Source organism: Paenibacillus plantarum (genome assembly GCF_013141695.1).
GTDB classification, from domain to species: domain Bacteria; phylum Bacillota; class Bacilli; order Paenibacillales; family NBRC-103111; genus Paenibacillus_E; species Paenibacillus_E plantarum.
In genome coordinates this window covers 1-20,775 of sequence record NZ_WHNY01000036.1, presented here as the reverse complement: position 1 = coordinate 20,775, position 20,775 = coordinate 1, and the positions used below count along the sequence as shown (strand labels likewise).

The following is a 20,775-nucleotide window of genomic DNA, read 5'->3' as shown; positions in this document are numbered from 1 at the left end:
GGATCTAGATGCTCCAATATATTTTAAGAAGAATCATTATGGTCATACCCGTCGTTTTTGTTATATCCGTAATCGTCTTCTATATCATTCAGTTACCTCCTGGTGACTATGTTTCATCTTATGCGGCGAAGATGTCTGCAGCAGGTGAAGTCATGACACAAGCAGATATTGCTGAAATGAGAGCTACCTTAAAGTTGGATCAACATTGGTTTATTCAATATTTGGATTGGATGAAAAACATTTTCACCGATTTTAACTTCGGCTATTCGTTTAGCTATAACAAGCCTGTTTTGAGCGTGATATCGCAATTTATGGCGTTAACCTTGATCGTCTCTCTGGCGACGATGGTGTTTACGTATGCGGTGGCCATTCCAATCGGGATCTATTGTGCAGTCAAACAGTATTCCATCGGTGATTACATTTTCTCAGCATTCGGTTTCCTTGGCATGGCGACACCTCACTTTTTAATGGCGATCATACTGATGTATCTGTCCTATGTGTATTTTGGTGATCCCTTGTTAGGTTTATTTTCGAGTGATTACGCGAGTGCGGCATGGTCGATGGGCAAAATTCTTGACTTGCTGAAACATATGATTATCCCTGTCATTGTTATTGGATTGGCGAATACAGCAGAGCTGATTCGCGTCATGAGAGGGCAAATGCTGGATGAATTGAATAAGCCGAATGTGGTGACTGCACGGTCCAAAGGCTTATCAGAAACGAAAATATTACTGAAATACCCGACGCGCGCTGCGCTTAACCCGATCGTAAGTACCCTTGGATGGTCATTAACGTCCATTTTTACAGGTTCAACGATTACGGCGATTGTTCTGAATTTGCCTATTCAAGGTCCAGTCATGTACAACGCATTATTGGCTCAGGATATGTATCTGGCAGGAACGTGGTTATTATTTATGGCCGTCTTAACGGTTGTGGGGACATTAATTTCGGATATTTTGTTGGCATGGCTTGATCCCAAAATTCGCACGGCATTCCGAGGTGTGTGACCTATGAAACCAATAACATCAATAGGAAATCAAATATCGACCAGATTCAAGCGTCCCAAAAACAACGATGTCTACTACAGCTCACAGTGGCGTCTTATCTATCGCAGGTTGAAAAAACATAAATTAGCGCGTGTCAGTTTAATTATTCTAGGCTTATTCTACCTAGCAGCGATCTTTGCGCAGTTCATTGCGCCTTATGGATTGCAAAGCTATGACAGTAAATATGTCAACGCGCCTCCTACGAAATTGAGCTTCAAGGATGCGGAAGGCCATTTTCATATGCGACCATTCGTCAATGACCTGAAGTCAGGCAGAGATCCTGTTACACTGCGGAAAATTTTCGTGCAGGACGAGAATGTTCGCCATCCGCTGCGTTTCTTGGTAAAAGGGGAAAGCTACAAATTTCTCGGTTTGATCCCAACGAAGACGCATCTATTTGGTGTAGATGAGCCCGGTCGTATCTTTCTTTTCGGTACAGATGGTATGGGAAGGGACTTATTGTCGCGTGTTGTTCTGGGCAGTCAAATTTCACTAAGTATCCCGCTCATTGGCGTGTTTATAAGCTTCGTCTTAGGCTTGTCTATCGGAGGCATATCCGGGTATTTCGGTGGATGGATTGACTCCGTGATTCAGCGGTTCATTGAAATCATTCGTTCCTTTCCAACGCTTCCTTTATGGATGGCCTTATCCGCTGCCATACCAGCCCGCGTTCCCGTAGTGACCATGTATCTGTATATCGTCATCATCTTTGCGTTCATCGGTTGGACGGATTTAGCGAGGGTTGCGAGAGGGAAGTTCATTTCGTTAAAAAATGAAGAATATGTATTAGCAGCTAAAATCGCCGGTGTTAGCGACGCTAAAATTATCATAAAGCATCTATTGCCTGGGTTTATCTCCTACTTGGTTGTGGCGACGACACTAGCCATCCCAGGTATGATTCTGGGTGAGACGGCCATGAGCTTTCTAGGACTTGGCATACGATCTCCTGCGACCAGCTGGGGTGTATTGCTTCAGGAAGCACAACAAATTGAGAATATTGCTTTGTATCCTTGGAAGCTAATCCCACTCGGATTTGTCATTGTTACCGTATTAACGTTTAACTTTCTAGGCGACGGTTTGCGTGATGCAGCCGATCCATACAAGAAATAAACTAAGGTAAGGCGGGGAATGTCATGACATCAAAAGCTGTTATTGATTCACAATCCGAACTACCCCTACTGTCTGTTCAAGACCTCAAGATACGTATCCAGATGGATAATGGGGAAATGAGGGCCGTAGATGGCGTTGATTTCGATATAAAAAAAGGGAAAACGCTTGGACTTGTCGGTGAGTCTGGCTGTGGTAAAAGTTTAACCAGCAGAGCGATTGTCTCCATTAATCCAAAAGAGTGCGAAACTTCCGGTAAAATTGTGTATCACTCTACGTCGGAGAAGGCGCTCAACCAGCTGGATTTGCTATCGCTAGATACGCGAGGTAAACAGATTCGATCCATTCGCGGCCGGAAAATTGCGATGATCTTTCAAGAGCCGATGACGGCATTTTCACCGATGTATACGATTGGCAATCAGATCATGGAATCGATCCTCATCCACCGAACCAAAGATAAAAAAGAAGCGAAAAAAATCGCGCTTGAAATGTTAAGCAAAGTGGGCATTTCGGATGAAGCGAAAAGATTTGACCAGTATCCGCATGAATTCTCGGGTGGTATGCGTCAGCGAGCGATGATCTCCATGGCCTTATCCTGTAATCCGGAATTGTTAATTGCGGATGAGCCCACGACTGCGCTCGATGTCACCATTCAAGCCCAAGTGATGGAGCTGATGAAGGGGCTACAGAAAGAGTTTGGCATGGCAATTCTGCTTGTCACGCATGATCTAGGCATCATTGCTGAGATGTGCGATGAAGTAGCTGTCATGTATTTAGGGAAGATTGTGGAGCAGTCGACCGTAGGTGAAATTTTTAAAAATCCCAAGCATCCCTATACCAAAGGCCTGCTCAATTCGATGCCTAAGTTAACTGGGAATAGAAATAAACGATTAGAATCGATCGAGGGTACCGTTCCGATGCCAATCGATATGCCTCCGATGTGCGGTTTCTATGACCGATGCAAGGATCGGATTGAAGGGGTATGCAACAAACAAGCGGTTCCCAAAACGCGCATATCCGATAACCACATGGTTAGATGTTTCCTTTACACGAAGGAAGGTGAGGAGCGTACCTATGTCTAAACCGATTTTGAAAGTAAACCATCTAATCAAAAACTTTGAAGTCAAAGACAAAAATAAATTGTTTGCTAGGCCTTCATCCGTTCGTGTATTGAACGACGTTTCTTTCGAACTTATGGAGGGAGAGACGCTGAGTATTGTTGGTGAATCAGGCTGCGGGAAAACAACGCTAGGCCGTTGTATCGTGAGGGGAATGAATGCTTCTTCTGGGGAAGTGATTTACCATACGGAGGGCGATGAGCAAGTTGATTTCCTAGGCCTTCGCGGGAAAGAATTCAAGAAATTCAGAAAAGATATTCAGATGATCTTTCAGGATCCGTATTCCTCACTAAGTCCGAGAATGAGTGTGTATGACATTATTTCGGAGCCGCTGCTCGCCAACTTTAAGCTAACGAAAGCGGAATTGGATGAGAAAGTGACCTTAATTGCTGAAAAGACGGGGCTGAATGTCAGCTACCTGAAGCGTTATCCGCATGCCTTCTCCGGAGGACAGAGACAGCGTATCGCGATTGCGCGTGCACTTATTTCCAACCCTAGACTCATCGTCTGCGATGAAGCGGTATCGGCCTTGGATGTTTCGATTAAAGCACAAATTATTAATCTGTTGAAGGATCTGCAGAAGCAGCTTCAGATTACGTATATTTTCATCTCGCATGATTTATCTATCGTTCAAAATATTTCTGACCGTGTAGCGGTGATGCACTTGGGGCGGATTGTCGAGTTAGCACCTGTGGATGCACTATTTCAATCGCCTAAGCATCCTTATTCAGAGGCGCTTCTGTCGGCCGTACCTGAACCTGACCCGGATTATAAGAAGGAACGCATCATTCTAGAAGGTGAAGTACCGAATCCGGCCAATCCTCCGAGCGGGTGTCATTTCCATCCTAGGTGTATGTATAAGACCGACAAATGTGTGAAGGAAGAACCGAAGCTGCAGGATTTAGGCAACAAACATTATGCAGCTTGTCATTACGCTGATCAATTAAACTTAAGAGGTGTCGTACAATGAGTAAACCAACAACGAAAGATCATATAGCGATTGATCCCAATGCGAAGAAACTGATTGTTTTCCTGGACTGTGGAGATACCATCATTGATGAAGGAACCGAAATTAGAGATGACCATGATATTGTGATTAAAGCTGATCTGATTCCTGGGGCTGATGTGATGGTGAGGACACTTGCCGAACGTGGCTATATCCTAGCTCTTGTAGCTGACGGTAGAGCGCAATCGTTCAAAAATATGCTAACAGATCATGGCTTGTATGATTATTTTACGACGATGATTTATTCAGAATCGATTAAGGACGCGAAACCAAGTCCTCGTATGTTTAAAGCCGCGATGGGTGCGTTAGAACTCACGGAGCAGGACTGCTCAAGAATCGTCATGGTTGGCAACAACCTAAGCCGTGATGTGAAAGGCGCCAATCAAATGGGGATCACGAGCATCTTCTTGAGCTGGACGTCAAGATATCCGAAGGTGCATGAAGACGAAAGTCAAAAACCTGCCTATACCATTAGCAATCCGGTAGATTTAATTGACTTGGTCGAGAAGCTTAATGCACAATTGGAATAAACGGACATTGTAACGAAGGGAAGTTTACCCGAACATGGCAAAAATTGATGATGTTGCAAGGCTAGCGAAAGTCTCAAAAGGGACAGTTTCTAATGTCTTTAGCCAAAAAAGACCGACAAGCAACGAAGTCAGAGAGCGTGTGATGAGTGTTTCTAGACAATTAAATTATGTCCCTAATCATACTGCGCGAAGCTTGGTTACCAAGAAAACGATGGCCATTGGCTTAACCATACCGCACGGCAGCTTCTTCTTCAGCGCATTTCATACGCAGTTTATCAACGGGGTCATTCTGGAAGCAGCTTATTATGGGTATAGGGTCCTGTTAGATATCATTCCTGTACATGAGGTGAAAACGCCATTTTTGACGAGTTATCCGATCGATGGTGCTGTTGTGATGAGGCCTACAGCCAATGATGAACGGATCAACCTCATGCACATGGGACAGATCCCTTTTGTGACGGTGGGTCATGTGATGAATGAAAACATAGAGCATTCTACTAGCGTAGATAACGATAATGTACAGATGATGTCCAATATTTGCGAGTATTTAGTTGGCAAAGGCCATACAGATATTATGTTTTTGAATGCGAATGAGCATATGACCGTTTCTATTGACCGCAAAGCTAGCTTCATTCAAGCCATGAAGGTTCGTGGGCTAGATGTGGAGGAGTACATGATTCATCATAAGCCTCCTGAGCTGAACTCGAGTGAATACATGGATTATGGCTATGAAGAGACGATTGATATTCTCGGTAAGCAGAAGAAAAAAGTAACCGCGATTATTGCCGATGATGACCGTACCGCATTCAGTGTTCTTAATGCCATTAAGGATCTTAATCTTAGTGTTCCTGGAGATGTCTCTATCTTTGTGATATGCGGAGATAACTCGATGATGGTGCAATCGAACCCGTCTTTGACGAGTATGGATTTGCAGCCATCCGAATTAGGTGCCCAATCGGTCCGATTGTTAATGCATCAATTAGGCGTGCTGCAAGGTGATTATGATGAAAATATCATTGTTGAAGGCAAAATTATAGAGCGAAATTCAGTCTCGACGATTGGTCACGAGGAAGATCGCAAATAAGGGAGCGAACATGATGAGTACTAAACAATGGCGTGTAGGCATTATTGGCCTTGGCGGTATCGGTGATTACCATATGAACAATCTTGCGAAAATTACCAATACAAACGTTGCCGCCATCTGTGATGTGAATGCGAAAGCGGTGGAACAGGTCGGTGAGCGGCTGAATTTGCCAGCTGAGAAGCGATACACGGATTATCGAGCCCTCATAGCCGATCCTGACATCGATTTCATCATTTCAGGGGTATCCAATAAATTCCATTTTGACATCTTGAAAGTGGCGATTGCATGCGGTAAACCGATATTTTCGGAGAAGCCTTTTACCCGAACCATGGAGGAGGCGGATGAATTAATAGCTTTGTATGAGCAAAATCCGATCCCCTGCATGATTGGATTTTCATATCGGTATAGACCGTGCTTCCAATACGTGAAGCAGCTCGTTACGGACGGTGCTTTAGGACGGATCCGACATATCGCAGCGCATTATTTACAAGAAGAAAACGCGCCAATGTTTAACAAGGAATACACATGGCGATTTAATAAAGCCATGGCGGGATCCGGCATTTTAGCGGATATCGGCTCGCATATGGTGGATGCGGCGCGCTTCTTTGTGGGCGAATTTACGCAGGTGTCAGGTATGATGACCACGTTCACGGATCGCCGATTGGATAAGCGAACAGGGGACTACGCTGAAGTTGATGTGGATGATTTTACTGGCTTCCAGAGTGTATTAGAAGGCGGCGTGATGGGGTCATTTTATACCCATAAAAATGCGATTGGGACAGGTAATCAATTCAACGTTACCTTGTTTGGCGACTTGGGGACGGTCCGCATGTCAGTCGAGAAGCCGAATGAAGTTCATTTGACGCTCAGATCTGGCGAAAATCTTCAACTGACCGAATCTGTCATTCACTTGGATGAGAAATCGGTGAAGCCGATGCTCCAAGATTTCGTAGATTATTTGGAGCAAAAGAACTCTTCTTCGCTCCCGACCCTTATCGATGGTTACCGTAACCAACAAGTGTTGCAAGCTATTATAGATTCAGCGCAAGACGGTGTAACGAGAAGCTTATCACACCATCCGAATGTGAAAAGGGAGGAGCTCGTATGATCCGAGTCACGATATGGAATGAATTCCTTCAGGAGCAACGAAAAGAAGAGGTCGCTCGGATCTATCCCAAAGGCATGCATGGAGCTATTGCTGAGGGCATTCGTCAGGATGGATTTGAAATAAGCTGTGCAACCTTCAATGAGCCTGAGCATGGGTTAACCCAAGAAAAGCTGGATCAGACGGATGTCCTTATTTATTGGGGACACGTTGAGCATAAGGGCTTTCAAGATAACGTCGTTGATCGTATATGCAAACGTGTACATGAGGGTATGGGGCTGGTCGTACTTCACTCAGGTCATCATTCCAAATTGTTCCGCAAACTGATGGGCACTTCCTGTGATCTTCTATGGAGAGAAGCGGACGAGAAAGAGCGATTGTGGGTCATGGATCCCTCACATCCAATCGTAGAGGGGATTGGACCGTATATCGATTTGGAAGAAGAGGAAATGTACGGAGAGCATTTCGATATTCCTACACCGGAGGAATTAATCCTTGTCAGTTGGTTTCAGGGGGGCGAAGTGTTCCGAAGCGGATGCACGTATCGTCGCGGCCAAGGGAAAATCTTTTATTTCCGTCCAGGTCACGAGACGTACCCTACCTACCACAATAAAGATGTGCAACGCGTCATTGCCAATGCTGTGAAATGGACAGCCCCGATTCAAAGGGAAAAGACGTTTTATGGGCATCACGCGCCGCTTGAGGAAATTAAGAAGTAGTGAGTTCGTTGCAGATAAAGCTTCTTTCATAGTGAAAGAAGCTGTTTGGCTTGCGAATTCAGTCATATACAAGAAGGAAGTGGCCCGGCATGACGGCAACTGCAAGTATTTGGACCATTAGTCACGGAGAACTGCTTTTGCGACTGGTGATGGCCGTTCTCATGGGGGGAGCCGTAGGGATCGAGCGGGAATTGCATAACCATGCGGCAGGATTCCGGACACATATTCTGGTCTGTTTGGGATCTACTACGATCATGCTTCTCTCGATATACGGATTTTCTCAATTTGTGAATGAACCGAATGTTCGGCTAGATCCGGCGCGACTCGCGGCTCAAGTGATCAGCGGTATTGGATTTATCGGCGCTGGTGCTATTTTGCGGAATGGCTCGGTCATCAGCGGCTTAACGACAGCAGCTTCGATTTGGGTCGTAGCCGCCATTGGTTTGTGCATTGGTGCCGGCTTTCAATATGCAGCCTTTTGCTGTACAGCTCTTCTATTGATCAGTCTGCTGGTCCTGAATAAATGGGAGAAATATCTCATGCGCAACCGGCGAAATCAAGAGCTGTCGATTAAAACCCGGAATAACCCGATCGCGCTTGGTCAAATCGTCAATACGCTTATAGAAGAGGGACTTCAAATCGTCAATGTGAAGATGATTCGACATGAAGCAGCGACGGCTACGGATGACTTGGGAGAAACTTCGATCTTGCATATTCAGTTCGTTCTGAACGTTCAGAACCCTGTCAAACTCATTATGGCGATGGAGCGGATACGCGCCTTAGATTTTGTAATTGGGACAGAGTCCGATGTAAGATCATTGGATAACATCGGTCGAGTAGTCAGTCAGGCGCATTCCTAGAAAGGGGATGCCAACTATCCTAGGTTGAGGTGAAAGATGTTGAAGACATATCCCTTACTAACGGCACATACAGGGTGTATGGGCACACCTGATAATAGTTTGCTTTCCATAGAAACAGCGCTTCAAAGCGGGGTAGATATTGTGGAAGAAGATATCTTAATCACCTCCGACGGGGTCCTTGTGCTTTCTCATGATGATCTTGTTTATTCGTTAGATGGAACCGTGGTTAAGATTTCCCAAATGCGTTTTGCAGAACTTAGTCAGTTGGATATCAAAGCCCATAACGGGTCACCTGGCGAAACGATTCGTATCTTATCTTTGGAGTCAGTTATTCCCCTCTTGCAAGCTTCCGATAAGAAAATGAATCTGGATGTGAAATCGGATGCCTGCATTGAACCTGTTGCCCGATTCGTTGAAAAGAACAGATTAGTGGAGAGGATTCTTCTAAGCGGATGTGAAACCGATCGTGCCAAACAAGTTAACAGAACGGATCACCGCTTACGCAAATTGCTGAACGTAAATACTTCCTTATTTCAAGCCGAAAATGAGAGGGAAGCCGTTCAAATCAGCTGCGAGGACGCTTTGAGCGCGAATTGCTTTGGTCTCAACGTGAACTATCGTGTTGTAGGGCCCGAGCTCCTTCAGACGGCGAAAGATCACGGTCTTGATGTGTACATCTGGACGGTCAATACAGAAGCGGAGATGAAGCACTTTATTGAAATGGGCGTTCAATCTATCACTTCTCGAAATATTTCGGCTTTGGTGCAAGTAAAGAAGGGAGATAGATGATGAATACGAAGCGAACAGTGAGGCAACTAGAGAAAATATATGTCGTTTTTAAAACTCACGTAGACTTGGGTTTTACGGATTTGGCGAGCAACGTCGTCTCCCAATATAGAGAAGAGATGATGAACGACGTTCTAGCTGTATGTGAGGACACAAGGAAGGATGGACCGGATCATCATTATGTATGGACACTGCCTGCATGGATGCTGAAGGAATGTTTGGATACGCCGGATATGGATAAAAAGGAAAGAATGGAGGCCCTGATAACGAACGGACAACTGCGTTGGCATGGGCTTCCCTTTACGACACATACGGAGTTTTGCGGTACCGAAGAATATATCAGGGGACTATACATCTCGGAAAAGTTACGTGATCAATATGGACACACGGCTATTTCCGCCAAAATGACGGATGTCCCCGGTCATACGTGGATGCTGCCTACCTTATTGAAAAATGCAGGCATTGAATTTCTGCATCTAGGCGTAAATGCTTGTTCATCACCGGTGGATTTGCCTCGGCTGTTTCATTGGGAAGGTCCTGATGGCAGCAGGGTCTTAACTTATTATTCCAAAGGGGCATATGGCACAGACCTGACGCCGCCTGAGGACTGGCCCTATCCCATTTGGATAGCGCTGCTGCAAACGCAAGACAACTATGGTCCACAGGATGGCTCTGTGGTGCAAGACTTGTTGGATGAGATTGCGAGTAAGTATCCGGATACCGAGGTGAAAATCGGGACGATGGACGATTTTACACGCGATTTTGTGGCCAGAGATTATCCAGATATCCCAGTGATTCGCAAGGATTTAGCCGATACCTGGATTCATGGGATTGGAACGTATCCCGAAGAAGTGTCCCGTGTACGGAGGATGCGCTCGGATATTGCAACACGAGAAAGCTTATCAACGCTCGAGCAGCTGCAAGGCAACCGTGTTGGTGATGAGCATAAGAATGCCATAGCGGAGGCTTATGAACACACGCTGCTATTCGGCGAGCATACGTGGGGAATCGATATTAAATCGAATTTGTTGCCTGGCCGCAACAGCCAGCGCGCTTTTGGGAAAGCTGCGATTCAGAAAGACCGTGCCATGTTTCCAGAGTCCTATCTTAAGACGGAGGCTTCTTGGGCCGAACAGAAAAACTACATCGATCAAGCTGAGAAAGCGATCCGCGAAGTGCAGCCTTTTACAGTGATAGATTCGAATATCATTGGTGTGTATAACCCGCTTGCATGGGAGCGGCAGCATGCGAAGATCACGCTGCATAATCATATGCGGGGTACGCTCACAGATAGAGAAACAAGGGAAGCCTATTTCATTAATGAAACGGGCGAGGCCTATATTGGTGAATTGGCATCAATGGGGTATCGAACTTTTGAGTATGCGGAAAGCTTGAACGACGTTCTTGCAGATGCAATCGCGGGGAAAGACGCTGAGAACGCGATACTAGAAAACGATGCGATACGCATCGTGGTCAGCATGCAAACAGGCTGTATAACCAGCTTTTATGATAAGCAGAATCAGAAGGAATGGGCCATAAACGGAAAGTTCGCGCAATACGAATACGATGTTTACGGGAAAGAGGAGATTTTGGATTTTGTAAAAGCATACAGCTATGATCTCATGGATTGGTATGTGAATGATTTCGGTAAACCGGGATATCCTCGAATCGAGCATAAGCATTATGGGCTGGAGCTTGCAGATGTTAGGATCTCCAATGGTGAAGGCTGGGGCAGCATTGAAATCGACTTCACGACGCCAAATGAAAGTTACGAGGAGTTTGGAAATGGCGAAGGAATCGGCCTCTCGATCCGCTTGGAAGGGGGCCAACCTTTTGCAGATATAAAAGTGGTAGTTGATCGTAAAGCAGCTACTGCGTATGCCGAGAGTGGGCATTTCACGTTCGCACTAAATGCGGATCAGCCGAATTATCGGTTTCAGAAATTAGGCAGCGTCGTCAATCCGCTCGAAGATATTGAGAAAGGTGCGAATACACGGCTTCACTGCGCTAGTCAATGGGTTGATGTACAGGATGATCAAGTGGGATTAACGATTATTCCCTTCGATACGCCGTTATTTTCCATTGGTGAGAAGGGGATTTACCAATATGCCAAAGAAGTGTACGTTCCTGAACAGCCAAACCTACATTTCAACTTATTTAACAATCAATGGGGGACGAATTTCCCGCAATGGATCAGCGGCAGTTTCCAATATGCCTTCCGGATAGTACCTCATGCGGGGGATTGGAAAGCAGGGCGCGTTCAGCAGCTAGCCGCCGAAGCATGCATGCCGCCTCAGGTGACAGCAGGTTGGAAGCCGGAAGGACCAGTTAGGTATCGTTTCCTGAAAGAGGGCGTAGAGGGGATCCATGTGTTATCCTTCAAAAAAGCGGAGCAAGGCGACGCCTACGTCATACGATTCCAAAACCTGCTCGATATGCAACTGGTGGCGAAGCTTCCATTTACCGAGTCTCTTGCCGATGTGAAGGAATGTGATCTGGTTGAACGTACGAAGGAAACGAAAGTGGAGTTTAGTAGAGATCATCTCACAGTGATGATGAATCCTTTTGAGATTAAAACGATGAAGCTGTGGTTTGCTTGAAGCGGATGAAGAAACAGACAGCTGGCGTGCAGCTGTCTGTTTTTCTTTTTTTAAAAAACGCTATTCGTATCCTACTTCGTTTGGTAAAATGGCAGTGTCAATATTAAAGTAAACACAATTCTTGTTATAAATCAGAGCATTCTATCCGACCGGGAGGAAATGGCTCACAATGAAAACAAAATTTGCTAGATTAATTCTGGGGACAGTTTTGCTAGTTTCCAGCGGCTACGCTTTGTTGGGGTATGAAGATCAGGTTACAGCTTCTACACCTGTTTATGTAATCTCACCTCAGCAAACAGTCATAACGAACACGACAACGGAAGTCGTCATGCAAGCCCCGATAGGCGCCAAGATTGAGATTTTTGAGGGCGAAGTGATGCTTATTGCGAAAGACGTTGAGGGATATTCGGTTGTAAAGATGGCCTTGCCAGAACTTAGCAATGGCGTACATATGCTTACGGCAGAAGTGCTAGTAGGTATGGACTGGCATTATTTCACATTGCCTCCTTTCGTTGTTCATCAAAGCGAAGCGTTCACGATCGAAGATATCTCAACGATTGCTTTAGAGTTACCTGATCATCAAGAATGGGATATGAATGGCGATAATGAGTTTGTTCCCCAAGATGAGATTGCCTATTTACTTTCTAGGATTGACCCCATCGCAGCTGTAAATCCTATTGATGATCTGAGTGTTGTCCAATCAGCTACAACAGCCACATATGCGACCTTTACGTATAGCAAGCCAGTTGGGGCGACAAGTGTAAGTTTGCTTAAGAAGAAAGTAAGTGACGATGATTTTAGTACAGTATCGTCGCTAAGCATTAACGAAGGGACGTATATCGTAAACGGGCTTATGCCGGACACGACTTATCAATTTAAATTGGATGTAATAGGTGGCATACATGCGGGAGAGTCGAATGTTGTGTCTGTTGTGACAGCTACAGAGATTCCACCTGTTCAACCAGAGGCTGGGCCTTATCAGGCTTTAGATTTTGATGGTGTCGATGATTATGTGCAAATCACGCATGACGAAATTTATAATTCTTCGTCGTTTACGATGGAAGCTTGGGTGAAACCGGAGGCTTTTAAATGGAAGACAGGAATTGTGTCTAAGTATCAAGAACACAATCAGGCTTCCTTTACGCTTCGATTAAGCGATGGTCCACCTATTTATAATGATTATAATAAAATCAACTTCAGCGATGGAGGGGATCTTGATTCAGTAATCAACTTTGAATTGAATAGATGGTACCATTTGGCAGCTTTATACGATGGAACTTCTCACACCATGAAGTTGTATATAAATGGCGTACTGGATTCCCAGATAGGGAATGTTGGTTACAGTACGAACTCCTCCTCAATGACTATCGGTGTAGATTTCTTAGATACCGCTAATTCAAATCATGCTGCACGTTACTTCAAAGGACAGATTGGAGAAGTTAGATTCTGGACAGTGGCCAGATCAGAAACTCAAATCCAAACAGATATGAACAACCATGCTGCAACCCAAAACCATGAAGATCTTGCAGGATATTGGACATTTAGAGATGGTGCTCAAGATGCTTCAGGCAATGGTCGACATGGATCCATTCATGGTAATCCTGCAACGAATTAAATAGAAGACTGCCGATTCATCTTTAGATGCATAAACTACAGCTAATTTGCTCGAATCTGACGTATTTTCGTGAATAGATGGAAAAGATACATGTAATTTGTATGAAATTTGAAGGAATGAACAAATCGAAGGAATTTAACTACAGGAAATACAGTTAATCTTTCGAACTCGAGAAATCTGCTTCAAATAGATGGAGAAAATCCAGTTAATTTGCGGGAAGCAGGTTCCTTACTCATCGGTCATTAACGAAAACCGAGGCTGTTTCTAAAAGTCTAAGTGACTTTAGAGACAGCCTCTTTAAAACTCGTGAGGCTGAGCATGCTGCCTACCTTTACTGCAGCACCGCTGTTGCCAAATACGTGCGCAGCGAGAGAAGAATCGCCTGCTCCCGCGTGGTATCACCGTGCGGATCGAGCTTGTTGCCAGCAGCGCCATTCATGATGCCATAGTTCACAACGAAGTTCATGGCATCCTGCGCCCAGCTCGAGATGGAGCTGGAGTCGGTGAACGTTGTTTTCGTCGTTGTATCCAGTGCTACGCCTGACTTGGCGAGTCTTACCGTTCGCAGCAGCATAACGCTCATCTCCTGGCGGGTGATGGGGTTCTTAGGACCAAACGTATCGTTCGTCAAGCCGTTCACGATCCCTAACCGATACGCCTGGTTCACTTGCACATTATTCGTATCCTTGAACACGGGATTGTAGTCCGGTGCTACGGTTTTCCCCGTTAGCTTCTCATAGAGCCGAACGGCGAGCCCGGCAAAATCCTCTCTCGTGATCGCCTCTGTATACTTGCTCATGGTTTCACTGGTCGTCAATCCGAGCCCGAACGCTTGCTTCAACTCGGGCAATGCCCATGAACTGGCACCAGCAAAGATGTCCGGCACATTCGTAATAACGCCGTCCACTTTCGCAATAAGATCAGATGAGACCGTGATCTTCGCAATATCATCGAGGACGTTTAATTTGGTTTTACCTGGTTTCAGAATGGGTTTTATGCCAGAGCCTTTCAATAGAGGCGCAGTGGTTTGGATGTCATTTATTCCGGCGAGTGGAGGTGTAGATTCCACAATCGTGACGGCCTCTCCGGGGACCAAATACTCGGGAATGGCATATTGGTCAATGATGGGCTTAATTTGGTACACGTACCAAGTATTATTGGTTTTACTTGTTTGCGTATCTACATAGGAGACTTGGCCGATCGAATCGGTTTTACCTGAAAGGGTGAACGTCTTCTTGCCATCAGGTCCTGATCGCGTAATGTCGTAGCGGGATTCCATATTCGAATTGTCCAGCCAAGTTAGTGTCACGGATCCGTTGGAATTGGCTGTGGCTTTCACATCGGTCGGAGCGCCAGGCTGCTTCACGGAGTATGGTGCGGACTCATAATCATCCTCACTATTGCTGCCCACGAGGGGATCGAACCAAGCGTGTATGCGAAACCGAACAGAGGTGAGGCTGGCATCGATCGGGAGCGTTAGCGCACCGCCTTCCCCGCGCGTGAGTGGAATCCAGCTTACCCCATTATCTCGCGAATAGAACAAGGTATCGGTTGAAGTTGTAGACACAACCTTGGTTGTATCGTACATAATGACGAAGGGAACCTCTGCGGTTACGTATTGAAGCCTATGTTGATAGTCACCCCCTATTGGACGCAGGCTCATGCTTCTAATATCTGCCTCTGCGTCAGCCCTAGCTCCCCCAACGGTGACACCTGTCAATAACAGTGCACTAGCAGTCAAGAGCAGCGAAGTTTTTTTCAACAATGGATACATGCCTAGCCTCCTTCATACCGTAAATCCGTATTTTGAGGCTAGCATACCAGTGAACTTGTTCGCTGTCATGAGTGATATGGGCTAATTTTCCATAGCATTGCATGCGAAAACCACTATTTTTAGCGAATGTGAACGCAGCTTATCCTTTCACGGAACTAGCAGCGAGAACCACACCATTCATGAAGGGGATATTGGATGCTGGAATGAGAGATGTACCCTGCCTGCAGCGGTAATTGTACGTGGGATACCGCAATTGTACCTAGCTATGTCAGAGAAAGCTCCCCTACAATGAGCATAAAGAAAGCGTAATCATAATGGGGGAATTGCAATGATGAATGAAACGAAGCTATGGTATACGCGTCCTGCATCGAACTGGTCAGAGGGATTGCCAATCGGAAATGGACGGTTGGGGGCAATGATCTACGGCGGTGTGAAGCATGAAACATGGAGCCTAACTGAAGTGACGTATTGGTCGGGGAAAGCAGAACCAATTCTTGGTCATTCCAACATCAGAGCGGATCTGGATCAAATGAGAGAGCATTTGTTTGCCGGCGATTATAGGCGGGGAGACGAGCTGGCGAAGCAGTCACTGCAACCTGAAAAAGGGAATTTCGGTACGAACTTATCGATGTGTGATGTTCAACTAGCGTTTGACGATCATGGTGATCAATTGGTTCGAGAGCTTAGACTTGATCAAGCATGTACATGGACTTCCTATCAATCGAATGGACATACACGGACAAGAGAAGTATGGGCTTCTCATGCGGATGGCATTGTGGGTTCCCGACTATCCAGCAAACAGCCTGGCGGTGTATCTCTAACGATTGGTATCCTTGGGCGAACCGATCGGTTTACTGCAACATTAATCGGTCAGGATACGTTAGTTTTTGAAGGGCAAGCCATAGAAAGCATGCATAGCAACGGGGAGTGCGGTGTACGCTGCCAAGGCGTACTGAAAGTCATTGCCAACGGCGGTAGTGTGTCCGCAGACGGTGACCAAATTCGGATAGTCAACGCAGACGATGTGGTGATCTATTTGGCAGCGAATACCGATTACGGCAGTAGCGATGATGAGTGGATGTCAAAGTCGGCACGCCAAGTTGATGATGCGATGGCCAAAGGCTATGAGCGACTGAGAGAAGATCACGTGGCGGATTATCAGAGTTTGTACGACAGAGTCCACATCGATCTAGGTGTAACGGATCAAGCGCATCTACCAACAGACGAGAGAATACAGCTTTTTCTGAAGGGGCAGGATGATGATCCGCACTTATTTGCCCTATTTTATCAATACGGCCGCTATCTAACGATTGCTGGGTCGAGGGCGGATTCGCCGCTGCCGCTCAATCTGCAAGGAATTTGGAATGACGGCGAAGCCAATCGTATGCAATGGAGCTGCGATTATCATCTGGATATCAACACCCAAATGAATTATTTCCCGACCGAAGTCAGCAATTTGGCGGAATGCCATCTTCCCTTAATGCGATTCATTGAGCAATTAGCGGGGAGTGGAAGAGCGGCAGCGAAGCATTTCTATGGCTGTGAGGGATGGGTTGCGCACGTATTTTCCAACGCTTGGGGATTCACGTCACCAGGATGGGAAACATCGTGGGGGCTGAACGTCACGGGTGGCTTGTGGATTGCCACACATCTTCGAGAACACTACGAGTTCGGACTCGATCCATCGTTTTTGGCAGAGACAGCTTATCCTGTGTTGAAGGAAGCAGCCTTATTTTTCCTCGACTATATGACGGTTCACCCGAAGTATGGCTGGCTGGTGACCGGCCCGTCGAACTCGCCTGAAAACAGCTTCTATATGAATGATCCGATGAGAAGTGAATATCAATTATCCATGGGCTCCACGCTGGACCAGGTGCTGGTTCGCGATTTGTTCGTATTTTGCCTAGAAGCATCGGAATTGCTGCAAGTGGATGTAGAGCTTCAACAGAAGTTGAAGAACGCCATTACTATTCTTCCGCCGCTGTTCATTGGACAAAGAGGACAAATACAGGAGTGGCTAGAGGATTATGAAGAGGCACAGCCTGACCATCGCCACTTTGCCCATCTATTCAGTTTATACCCCGGTAATCAGATAACGCCTGAAGGTACACCTGAGCTCAGCACGGCGGCAGAGGTAACTTTGGTCAATCGTATGAATCGTGAAATGTTAGAGGATGTTGAGTTTACGTTAGCCTTGTTTGCAGCGAATTTCGCCAGATTGCATGATGGAGAGAATGCCTACAAGCATCTCATGCATTTAATCGGTCAGTTGTGTTTTGACAATTTATTAACTTACTCCAAGGCAGGGATCGCTGGAGCTGAAACGAATATATTTGTGATAGACGGTAATTTCGGCGGTACAGCGGCTATTGCTGAAATGTTGTTGCAAAGTCATGCAGGCAGCATTCACCTGCTACCAGCCCTTCCAGCCAAATGGCGCTCAGGTAAGGTCACGGGTTTACGAGCAAAAGGGAACGCAGAAGTAGATGTAACTTGGTCGGACGGACAGTTGGTCGAGGCGACCGTAAGGGCACTGTCAGCAGGCCGATTGTTCCTTCGTTATCAGGATCGCAAGATCGAGCTCGTTCTGGAGCCCAACTGTACGTATGGCATCGACGGTAATTTGAACATAAAACAAATCTAAATACCAAGTAGACCAAGGCAGCTACAGTCGGAATAAGCGTAGTTGCCTTTCCTTTTTTTATTCAGAAAAAGACATGGTATAATAAAGACTAATTTAGATAGCGCTTTCATAATTGGGGGGATAGCGTTCATGCCGAAGTTCTCACGAATATTCCGTAAATTTCTCATCTCCTATATCGTAATCTTGTTTATTCCGAGCATTGCTGGATATATGTCATACCGTACGGCGATTGCGGTAACACAATCCGTATCTATTGAGAATAACGTGACACAGCTTCGAAAGAGTCAAGATATTTTGGAGCGAAGGATGGCTGAGGTCGAAGGTTTCACAAGGCAATTGGCTCTGAATCAAGAGCTGAGCGTTCTTATGAATGAGAAGGGAATGGATGAGAAGGTCAATCTGTATGGCATTTGGAAAGTAAATAATGATATTAAAGCGTTTAGCCAGACGAATGATTTCCTGCAGCAATTTTATATCTATTTAAATAATTACAATGTGCTCTTAACGCCGGCCTCATCCTATTTCCAGCCTGAACGTTACTATCAGTCCTTCCACTATAAAGATCTACCCGCAGATGAATGGAAACGAACGTTATTAGAGCAGACGCACAATAGGGAAATCATACCGCTGAAACCCTTTATCACGAATGGTGCGGAATCCTCTGTGATTACGTATATACAGTCGCTCCCGTTAGACAGCTTTAGTGGTACCGCACGGGCCACAGTCGTTGTTCTCATTGATGAGAAAGTTATCTCCAGCGTCTTATCGGATCTTAAGGATCAATACGGCGGGTGGTCTCACATTAGTGATGCTCAAGGGCATACGATAAGCTTGCTTGGCATAAATGAATCGGACGCGGCGAAATTAGCTTCAGACACTAGCTTTGATCAATCCAAAGCCAATCAGTTCTATAACGATGATCTGGTCATTACGATTCGATCCAAAACTACTGGATGGGTATATAGAGCGGGAATCCCAAGACATGTTTTAATGGAAAATGCGAATAAAATCAAATATATTACTTGGTCCGTGACAAGTGCAGCACTTGTGGTGGGATTGTTGGTGGGACTATGGCAAGCTTACCGTAATAGTTCCCCACTGCACCGATTGCTGAATGTGATGAAGGAGCAGTTTGGCAAAGATGCCGCTGTGGGACGCAACGAGTATGACTTTCTACAGGGCAATATCTCGAACATGATTTCTAATAATAAGCGTCTCGAAAATGAATTGAACCGACAACTCCCTCTAATCCGGGATGCTTTCTTGAAAAGGCTTATCGCTGGCGAATTCCGATCGCTGGAAGAGATTGCAGCAGCTGCTGAGCAGGCGAATACAGGGTTACAAGCGGATACGGGGTACACAGGTATTTTGCAAATTAAAGGGTACTCCGGTATGGACAGTGTCGACATTCTGAACGAGTTAAGCGCGGCTCGACTAATTATGAAGCAGACCTTGCACGATCTAGGGTGGCTGGTGCATATGACGGATTTGGGTGCTGATCGGGTTGTGGTCATTTTTGAAGGGATTGCTTCTGGTGAAGACACGGCGACAGTGAATAAAGAGGTTGAGCGAATTCTGAATGAGCTTGCCGAGTTTTTATTTATGGAATATAAAATTACAATCATAGCAGCGTTGGGCAATCCCTTTAGCACGATGATGGAGGTCCGGCATACGTATGAGCAAGCAACTCAAGCGCTAGAGTATGCCCTTCACATGAATCGAAAAGGCGTATCATGGTTCTCTGATGCCAGATTGGAAAGTGACACCTATTATTATCCGCTAGATATTGAACTGCGTTTGATCAGTACGATTAGAGCGGGGGATCTGGAAGAAGCGAGCAGGATTCTGGACGCAATTGTAGCGCAAAATATTGAAAATCGTGAGCTATCACTTGAAATGAAGCATCAGCTTGTTGGGGAGCTGAAGGGGACTTTCCTGAAATTGCTTTATCAGAAAACCTTCCAGGAATCCGATATCTTCGAGGCAGTGAAACATCGCGTTGCTAACATTCAGGCCAATGACGAAATGGAAACGATTCGGCAAGATATCACTGACATTATGGCAAGCTTATGCGGGGTAATTGCGAATAAAAAGAACGATCATCACAATCAAACCGTGGAGCAAGTGATGAAGTATATCGCTGAGATGTACAGTGACCCTGATCTGAATTTATACCGAGTGGCCGAAAAGGTGGAGCGCCCCGAGAAATATATCTCGAATCTGTTCAAAGAGGTAACGGGGAAGAATTTATCGGATCATTTGGAGCAGGTACGAATGGATCAAGCGGCCAATTTGTTAAAAGGAGACACGTACACGGTAGATGAAATTGCTGCCCGTGTCGGATACAACAGCTCGCATTCTTTCCGGAGAGCGTTTAAGCGAGTGCTGGGTGTTTCGCCGAGTTCTTATCGGCAGTCTACGACGGAATGATCATAGAGAAGCTAAGCGGATTGTTGCGCTTAGCTTCTTTGTTGTTGATTTTTGCTGTCTTCTTCGGTAGGCAGACAGCAAAGAGTTAGTCGGAAAAACCGACTAACTCGGCACGTATTACTCCCCGATACCGACGCCGCCCCGGTCCAGCCACAGCTCCCACTCCCTCCCAGCTCCCAGTAGTCCGAGTTTATCGAACTAATTACACTGTCCGCATCAGCAAATCGTGATTAGTCCGAAATAGCCCAACTAAATCGCCTCAAACATTCCGCAGGCAAGAAATAAGCGGAAATAGTTCGGTAGAATCGGACTACAGCTCCTTTTTTACATGTAAACCTCGTTTTAATTCGG

Annotated in this window: 15 protein-coding genes; 14 read left to right on the top strand and 1 reads right to left on the bottom strand. The window is 45.7% G+C overall.

Going from position 1 to position 20,775, the window contains the following annotated elements; genetic code table 11:
- The first annotated feature begins 8 nt into the window (after positions 1-8).
- From GC096_RS11025 to GC096_RS10970, 12 genes are all read left to right on the top strand, one after another.
- Complete coding sequence (locus GC096_RS11025; RefSeq protein ID WP_171630284.1) at positions 9-1,007, top strand: ABC transporter permease; 999 nt, start codon at positions 9-11, stop codon at positions 1,005-1,007.
- 3 nt (positions 1,008-1,010) lie between these two features.
- Positions 1,011-2,156: an ABC transporter permease gene (locus GC096_RS11020; RefSeq protein ID WP_171630283.1), complete on the top strand. Its 1,146-nt coding sequence runs from the start codon at positions 1,011-1,013 to the stop codon at positions 2,154-2,156.
- Between the two features lie 23 nt (positions 2,157-2,179).
- Positions 2,180-3,235 (top strand): ABC transporter ATP-binding protein, encoded by a 1,056-nt coding sequence (locus tag GC096_RS11015; protein WP_171630282.1) that lies wholly within the window; start codon positions 2,180-2,182, stop codon positions 3,233-3,235.
- Positions 3,228-4,241 carry an ABC transporter ATP-binding protein gene (locus tag GC096_RS11010; protein ID WP_171630281.1) on the top strand — a complete coding sequence of 338 codons (1,014 nt, stop codon included), beginning with the start codon at positions 3,228-3,230 and terminating at the stop codon, positions 4,239-4,241. Before GC096_RS11015 ends, GC096_RS11010 begins: the two co-directional genes overlap by 8 nt.
- Positions 4,238-4,807 (top strand): HAD family hydrolase, encoded by a 570-nt coding sequence (locus GC096_RS11005; protein ID WP_171630280.1) that lies wholly within the window; start codon positions 4,238-4,240, stop codon positions 4,805-4,807. The genes GC096_RS11010 and GC096_RS11005 overlap by 4 nt, the downstream gene beginning before the upstream one ends.
- Before the next feature lie 34 nt (positions 4,808-4,841).
- Complete coding sequence (locus tag GC096_RS11000; protein WP_171630279.1) at positions 4,842-5,891, top strand: LacI family DNA-binding transcriptional regulator; 1,050 nt, start codon at positions 4,842-4,844, stop codon at positions 5,889-5,891.
- 10 nt (positions 5,892-5,901) lie between these two features.
- A complete protein-coding gene (locus GC096_RS10995; RefSeq protein ID WP_171630278.1) occupies positions 5,902-6,999 on the top strand; it encodes a Gfo/Idh/MocA family protein in 1,098 nt (365 codons plus the stop codon).
- Positions 6,996-7,715: a ThuA domain-containing protein gene (locus GC096_RS10990; RefSeq protein ID WP_171630277.1), complete on the top strand. Its 720-nt coding sequence runs from the start codon at positions 6,996-6,998 to the stop codon at positions 7,713-7,715. The genes GC096_RS10995 and GC096_RS10990 overlap by 4 nt, the downstream gene beginning before the upstream one ends.
- A gap of 89 nt (positions 7,716-7,804) precedes the next feature.
- The gene (locus GC096_RS10985) at positions 7,805-8,575 is read left to right on the top strand and encodes an MgtC/SapB family protein (protein WP_171630276.1); all 771 of its coding nucleotides are present in this window, start codon (positions 7,805-7,807) and stop codon (positions 8,573-8,575) included.
- A gap of 36 nt (positions 8,576-8,611) precedes the next feature.
- Positions 8,612-9,364 (top strand): glycerophosphodiester phosphodiesterase, encoded by a 753-nt coding sequence (locus tag GC096_RS10980; RefSeq protein WP_171630275.1) that lies wholly within the window; start codon positions 8,612-8,614, stop codon positions 9,362-9,364.
- The gene (locus tag GC096_RS10975) at positions 9,361-11,961 is read left to right on the top strand and encodes a DUF5054 domain-containing protein (protein ID WP_171630274.1); all 2,601 of its coding nucleotides are present in this window, start codon (positions 9,361-9,363) and stop codon (positions 11,959-11,961) included. Before GC096_RS10980 ends, GC096_RS10975 begins: the two co-directional genes overlap by 4 nt.
- A 169-nt stretch (positions 11,962-12,130) precedes the next feature.
- Complete coding sequence (locus GC096_RS10970) at positions 12,131-13,576, top strand: LamG-like jellyroll fold domain-containing protein (RefSeq protein WP_171630273.1); 1,446 nt, start codon at positions 12,131-12,133, stop codon at positions 13,574-13,576.
- Between the two features lie 331 nt (positions 13,577-13,907).
- Here GC096_RS10970 and GC096_RS10965 read toward each other — a convergent pair whose 3' ends face one another.
- Positions 13,908-15,350, bottom strand: coding sequence for an S-layer homology domain-containing protein (locus GC096_RS10965; protein ID WP_171630272.1), 1,443 nt, complete (start codon positions 15,348-15,350; stop codon positions 13,908-13,910).
- A 328-nt stretch (positions 15,351-15,678) separates the two neighbouring features.
- On the opposite strand from GC096_RS10965, the gene GC096_RS10960 reads away from it, so the two are divergent.
- Both GC096_RS10960 and GC096_RS10955 read left to right on the top strand, forming a co-directional pair.
- Positions 15,679-17,994: a glycoside hydrolase family 95 protein gene (locus GC096_RS10960; protein WP_312886243.1), complete on the top strand. Its 2,316-nt coding sequence runs from the start codon at positions 15,679-15,681 to the stop codon at positions 17,992-17,994.
- 129 nt (positions 17,995-18,123) lie between these two features.
- Positions 18,124-20,424 carry a helix-turn-helix domain-containing protein gene (locus GC096_RS10955; RefSeq protein WP_171630271.1) on the top strand — a complete coding sequence of 767 codons (2,301 nt, stop codon included), beginning with the start codon at positions 18,124-18,126 and terminating at the stop codon, positions 20,422-20,424.
- The last annotated feature ends 351 nt before the right edge of the window (positions 20,425-20,775 follow it).

What these genes read in the sequence shown, in the direction of transcription:
- GC096_RS11005 (WP_171630280.1), top strand. Translation starts at nt 4,238, where the DNA reads ATGAGTAAACCAACAACGAAAGATCATATAGCGATTGATCCCAATGCG.
- GC096_RS11010 (WP_171630281.1), top strand. Translation starts at nt 3,228, where the DNA reads ATGTCTAAACCGATTTTGAAAGTAAACCATCTAATCAAAAACTTTGAA.
- GC096_RS10980 (WP_171630275.1), top strand. Translation starts at nt 8,612, where the DNA reads ATGTTGAAGACATATCCCTTACTAACGGCACATACAGGGTGTATGGGC.
- GC096_RS11000 (WP_171630279.1), top strand. Translation starts at nt 4,842, where the DNA reads ATGGCAAAAATTGATGATGTTGCAAGGCTAGCGAAAGTCTCAAAAGGG.
- GC096_RS10975 (WP_171630274.1), top strand. Translation starts at nt 9,361, where the DNA reads ATGATGAATACGAAGCGAACAGTGAGGCAACTAGAGAAAATATATGTC.
- GC096_RS10955 (WP_171630271.1), top strand. Translation starts at nt 18,124, where the DNA reads ATGCCGAAGTTCTCACGAATATTCCGTAAATTTCTCATCTCCTATATC.
- GC096_RS11015 (WP_171630282.1), top strand. Translation starts at nt 2,180, where the DNA reads ATGACATCAAAAGCTGTTATTGATTCACAATCCGAACTACCCCTACTG.
- GC096_RS11025 (WP_171630284.1), top strand. Translation starts at nt 9, where the DNA reads ATGCTCCAATATATTTTAAGAAGAATCATTATGGTCATACCCGTCGTT.
- GC096_RS10990 (WP_171630277.1), top strand. Translation starts at nt 6,996, where the DNA reads ATGATCCGAGTCACGATATGGAATGAATTCCTTCAGGAGCAACGAAAA.
- GC096_RS10965 (WP_171630272.1), bottom strand. Translation starts at nt 15,350, where the DNA reads ATGTATCCATTGTTGAAAAAAACTTCGCTGCTCTTGACTGCTAGTGCA.
- GC096_RS10960 (WP_312886243.1), top strand. Translation starts at nt 15,679, where the DNA reads ATGATGAATGAAACGAAGCTATGGTATACGCGTCCTGCATCGAACTGG.
- GC096_RS11020 (WP_171630283.1), top strand. Translation starts at nt 1,011, where the DNA reads ATGAAACCAATAACATCAATAGGAAATCAAATATCGACCAGATTCAAG.
- GC096_RS10970 (WP_171630273.1), top strand. Translation starts at nt 12,131, where the DNA reads ATGAAAACAAAATTTGCTAGATTAATTCTGGGGACAGTTTTGCTAGTT.
- GC096_RS10985 (WP_171630276.1), top strand. Translation starts at nt 7,805, where the DNA reads ATGACGGCAACTGCAAGTATTTGGACCATTAGTCACGGAGAACTGCTT.
- GC096_RS10995 (WP_171630278.1), top strand. Translation starts at nt 5,902, where the DNA reads ATGATGAGTACTAAACAATGGCGTGTAGGCATTATTGGCCTTGGCGGT.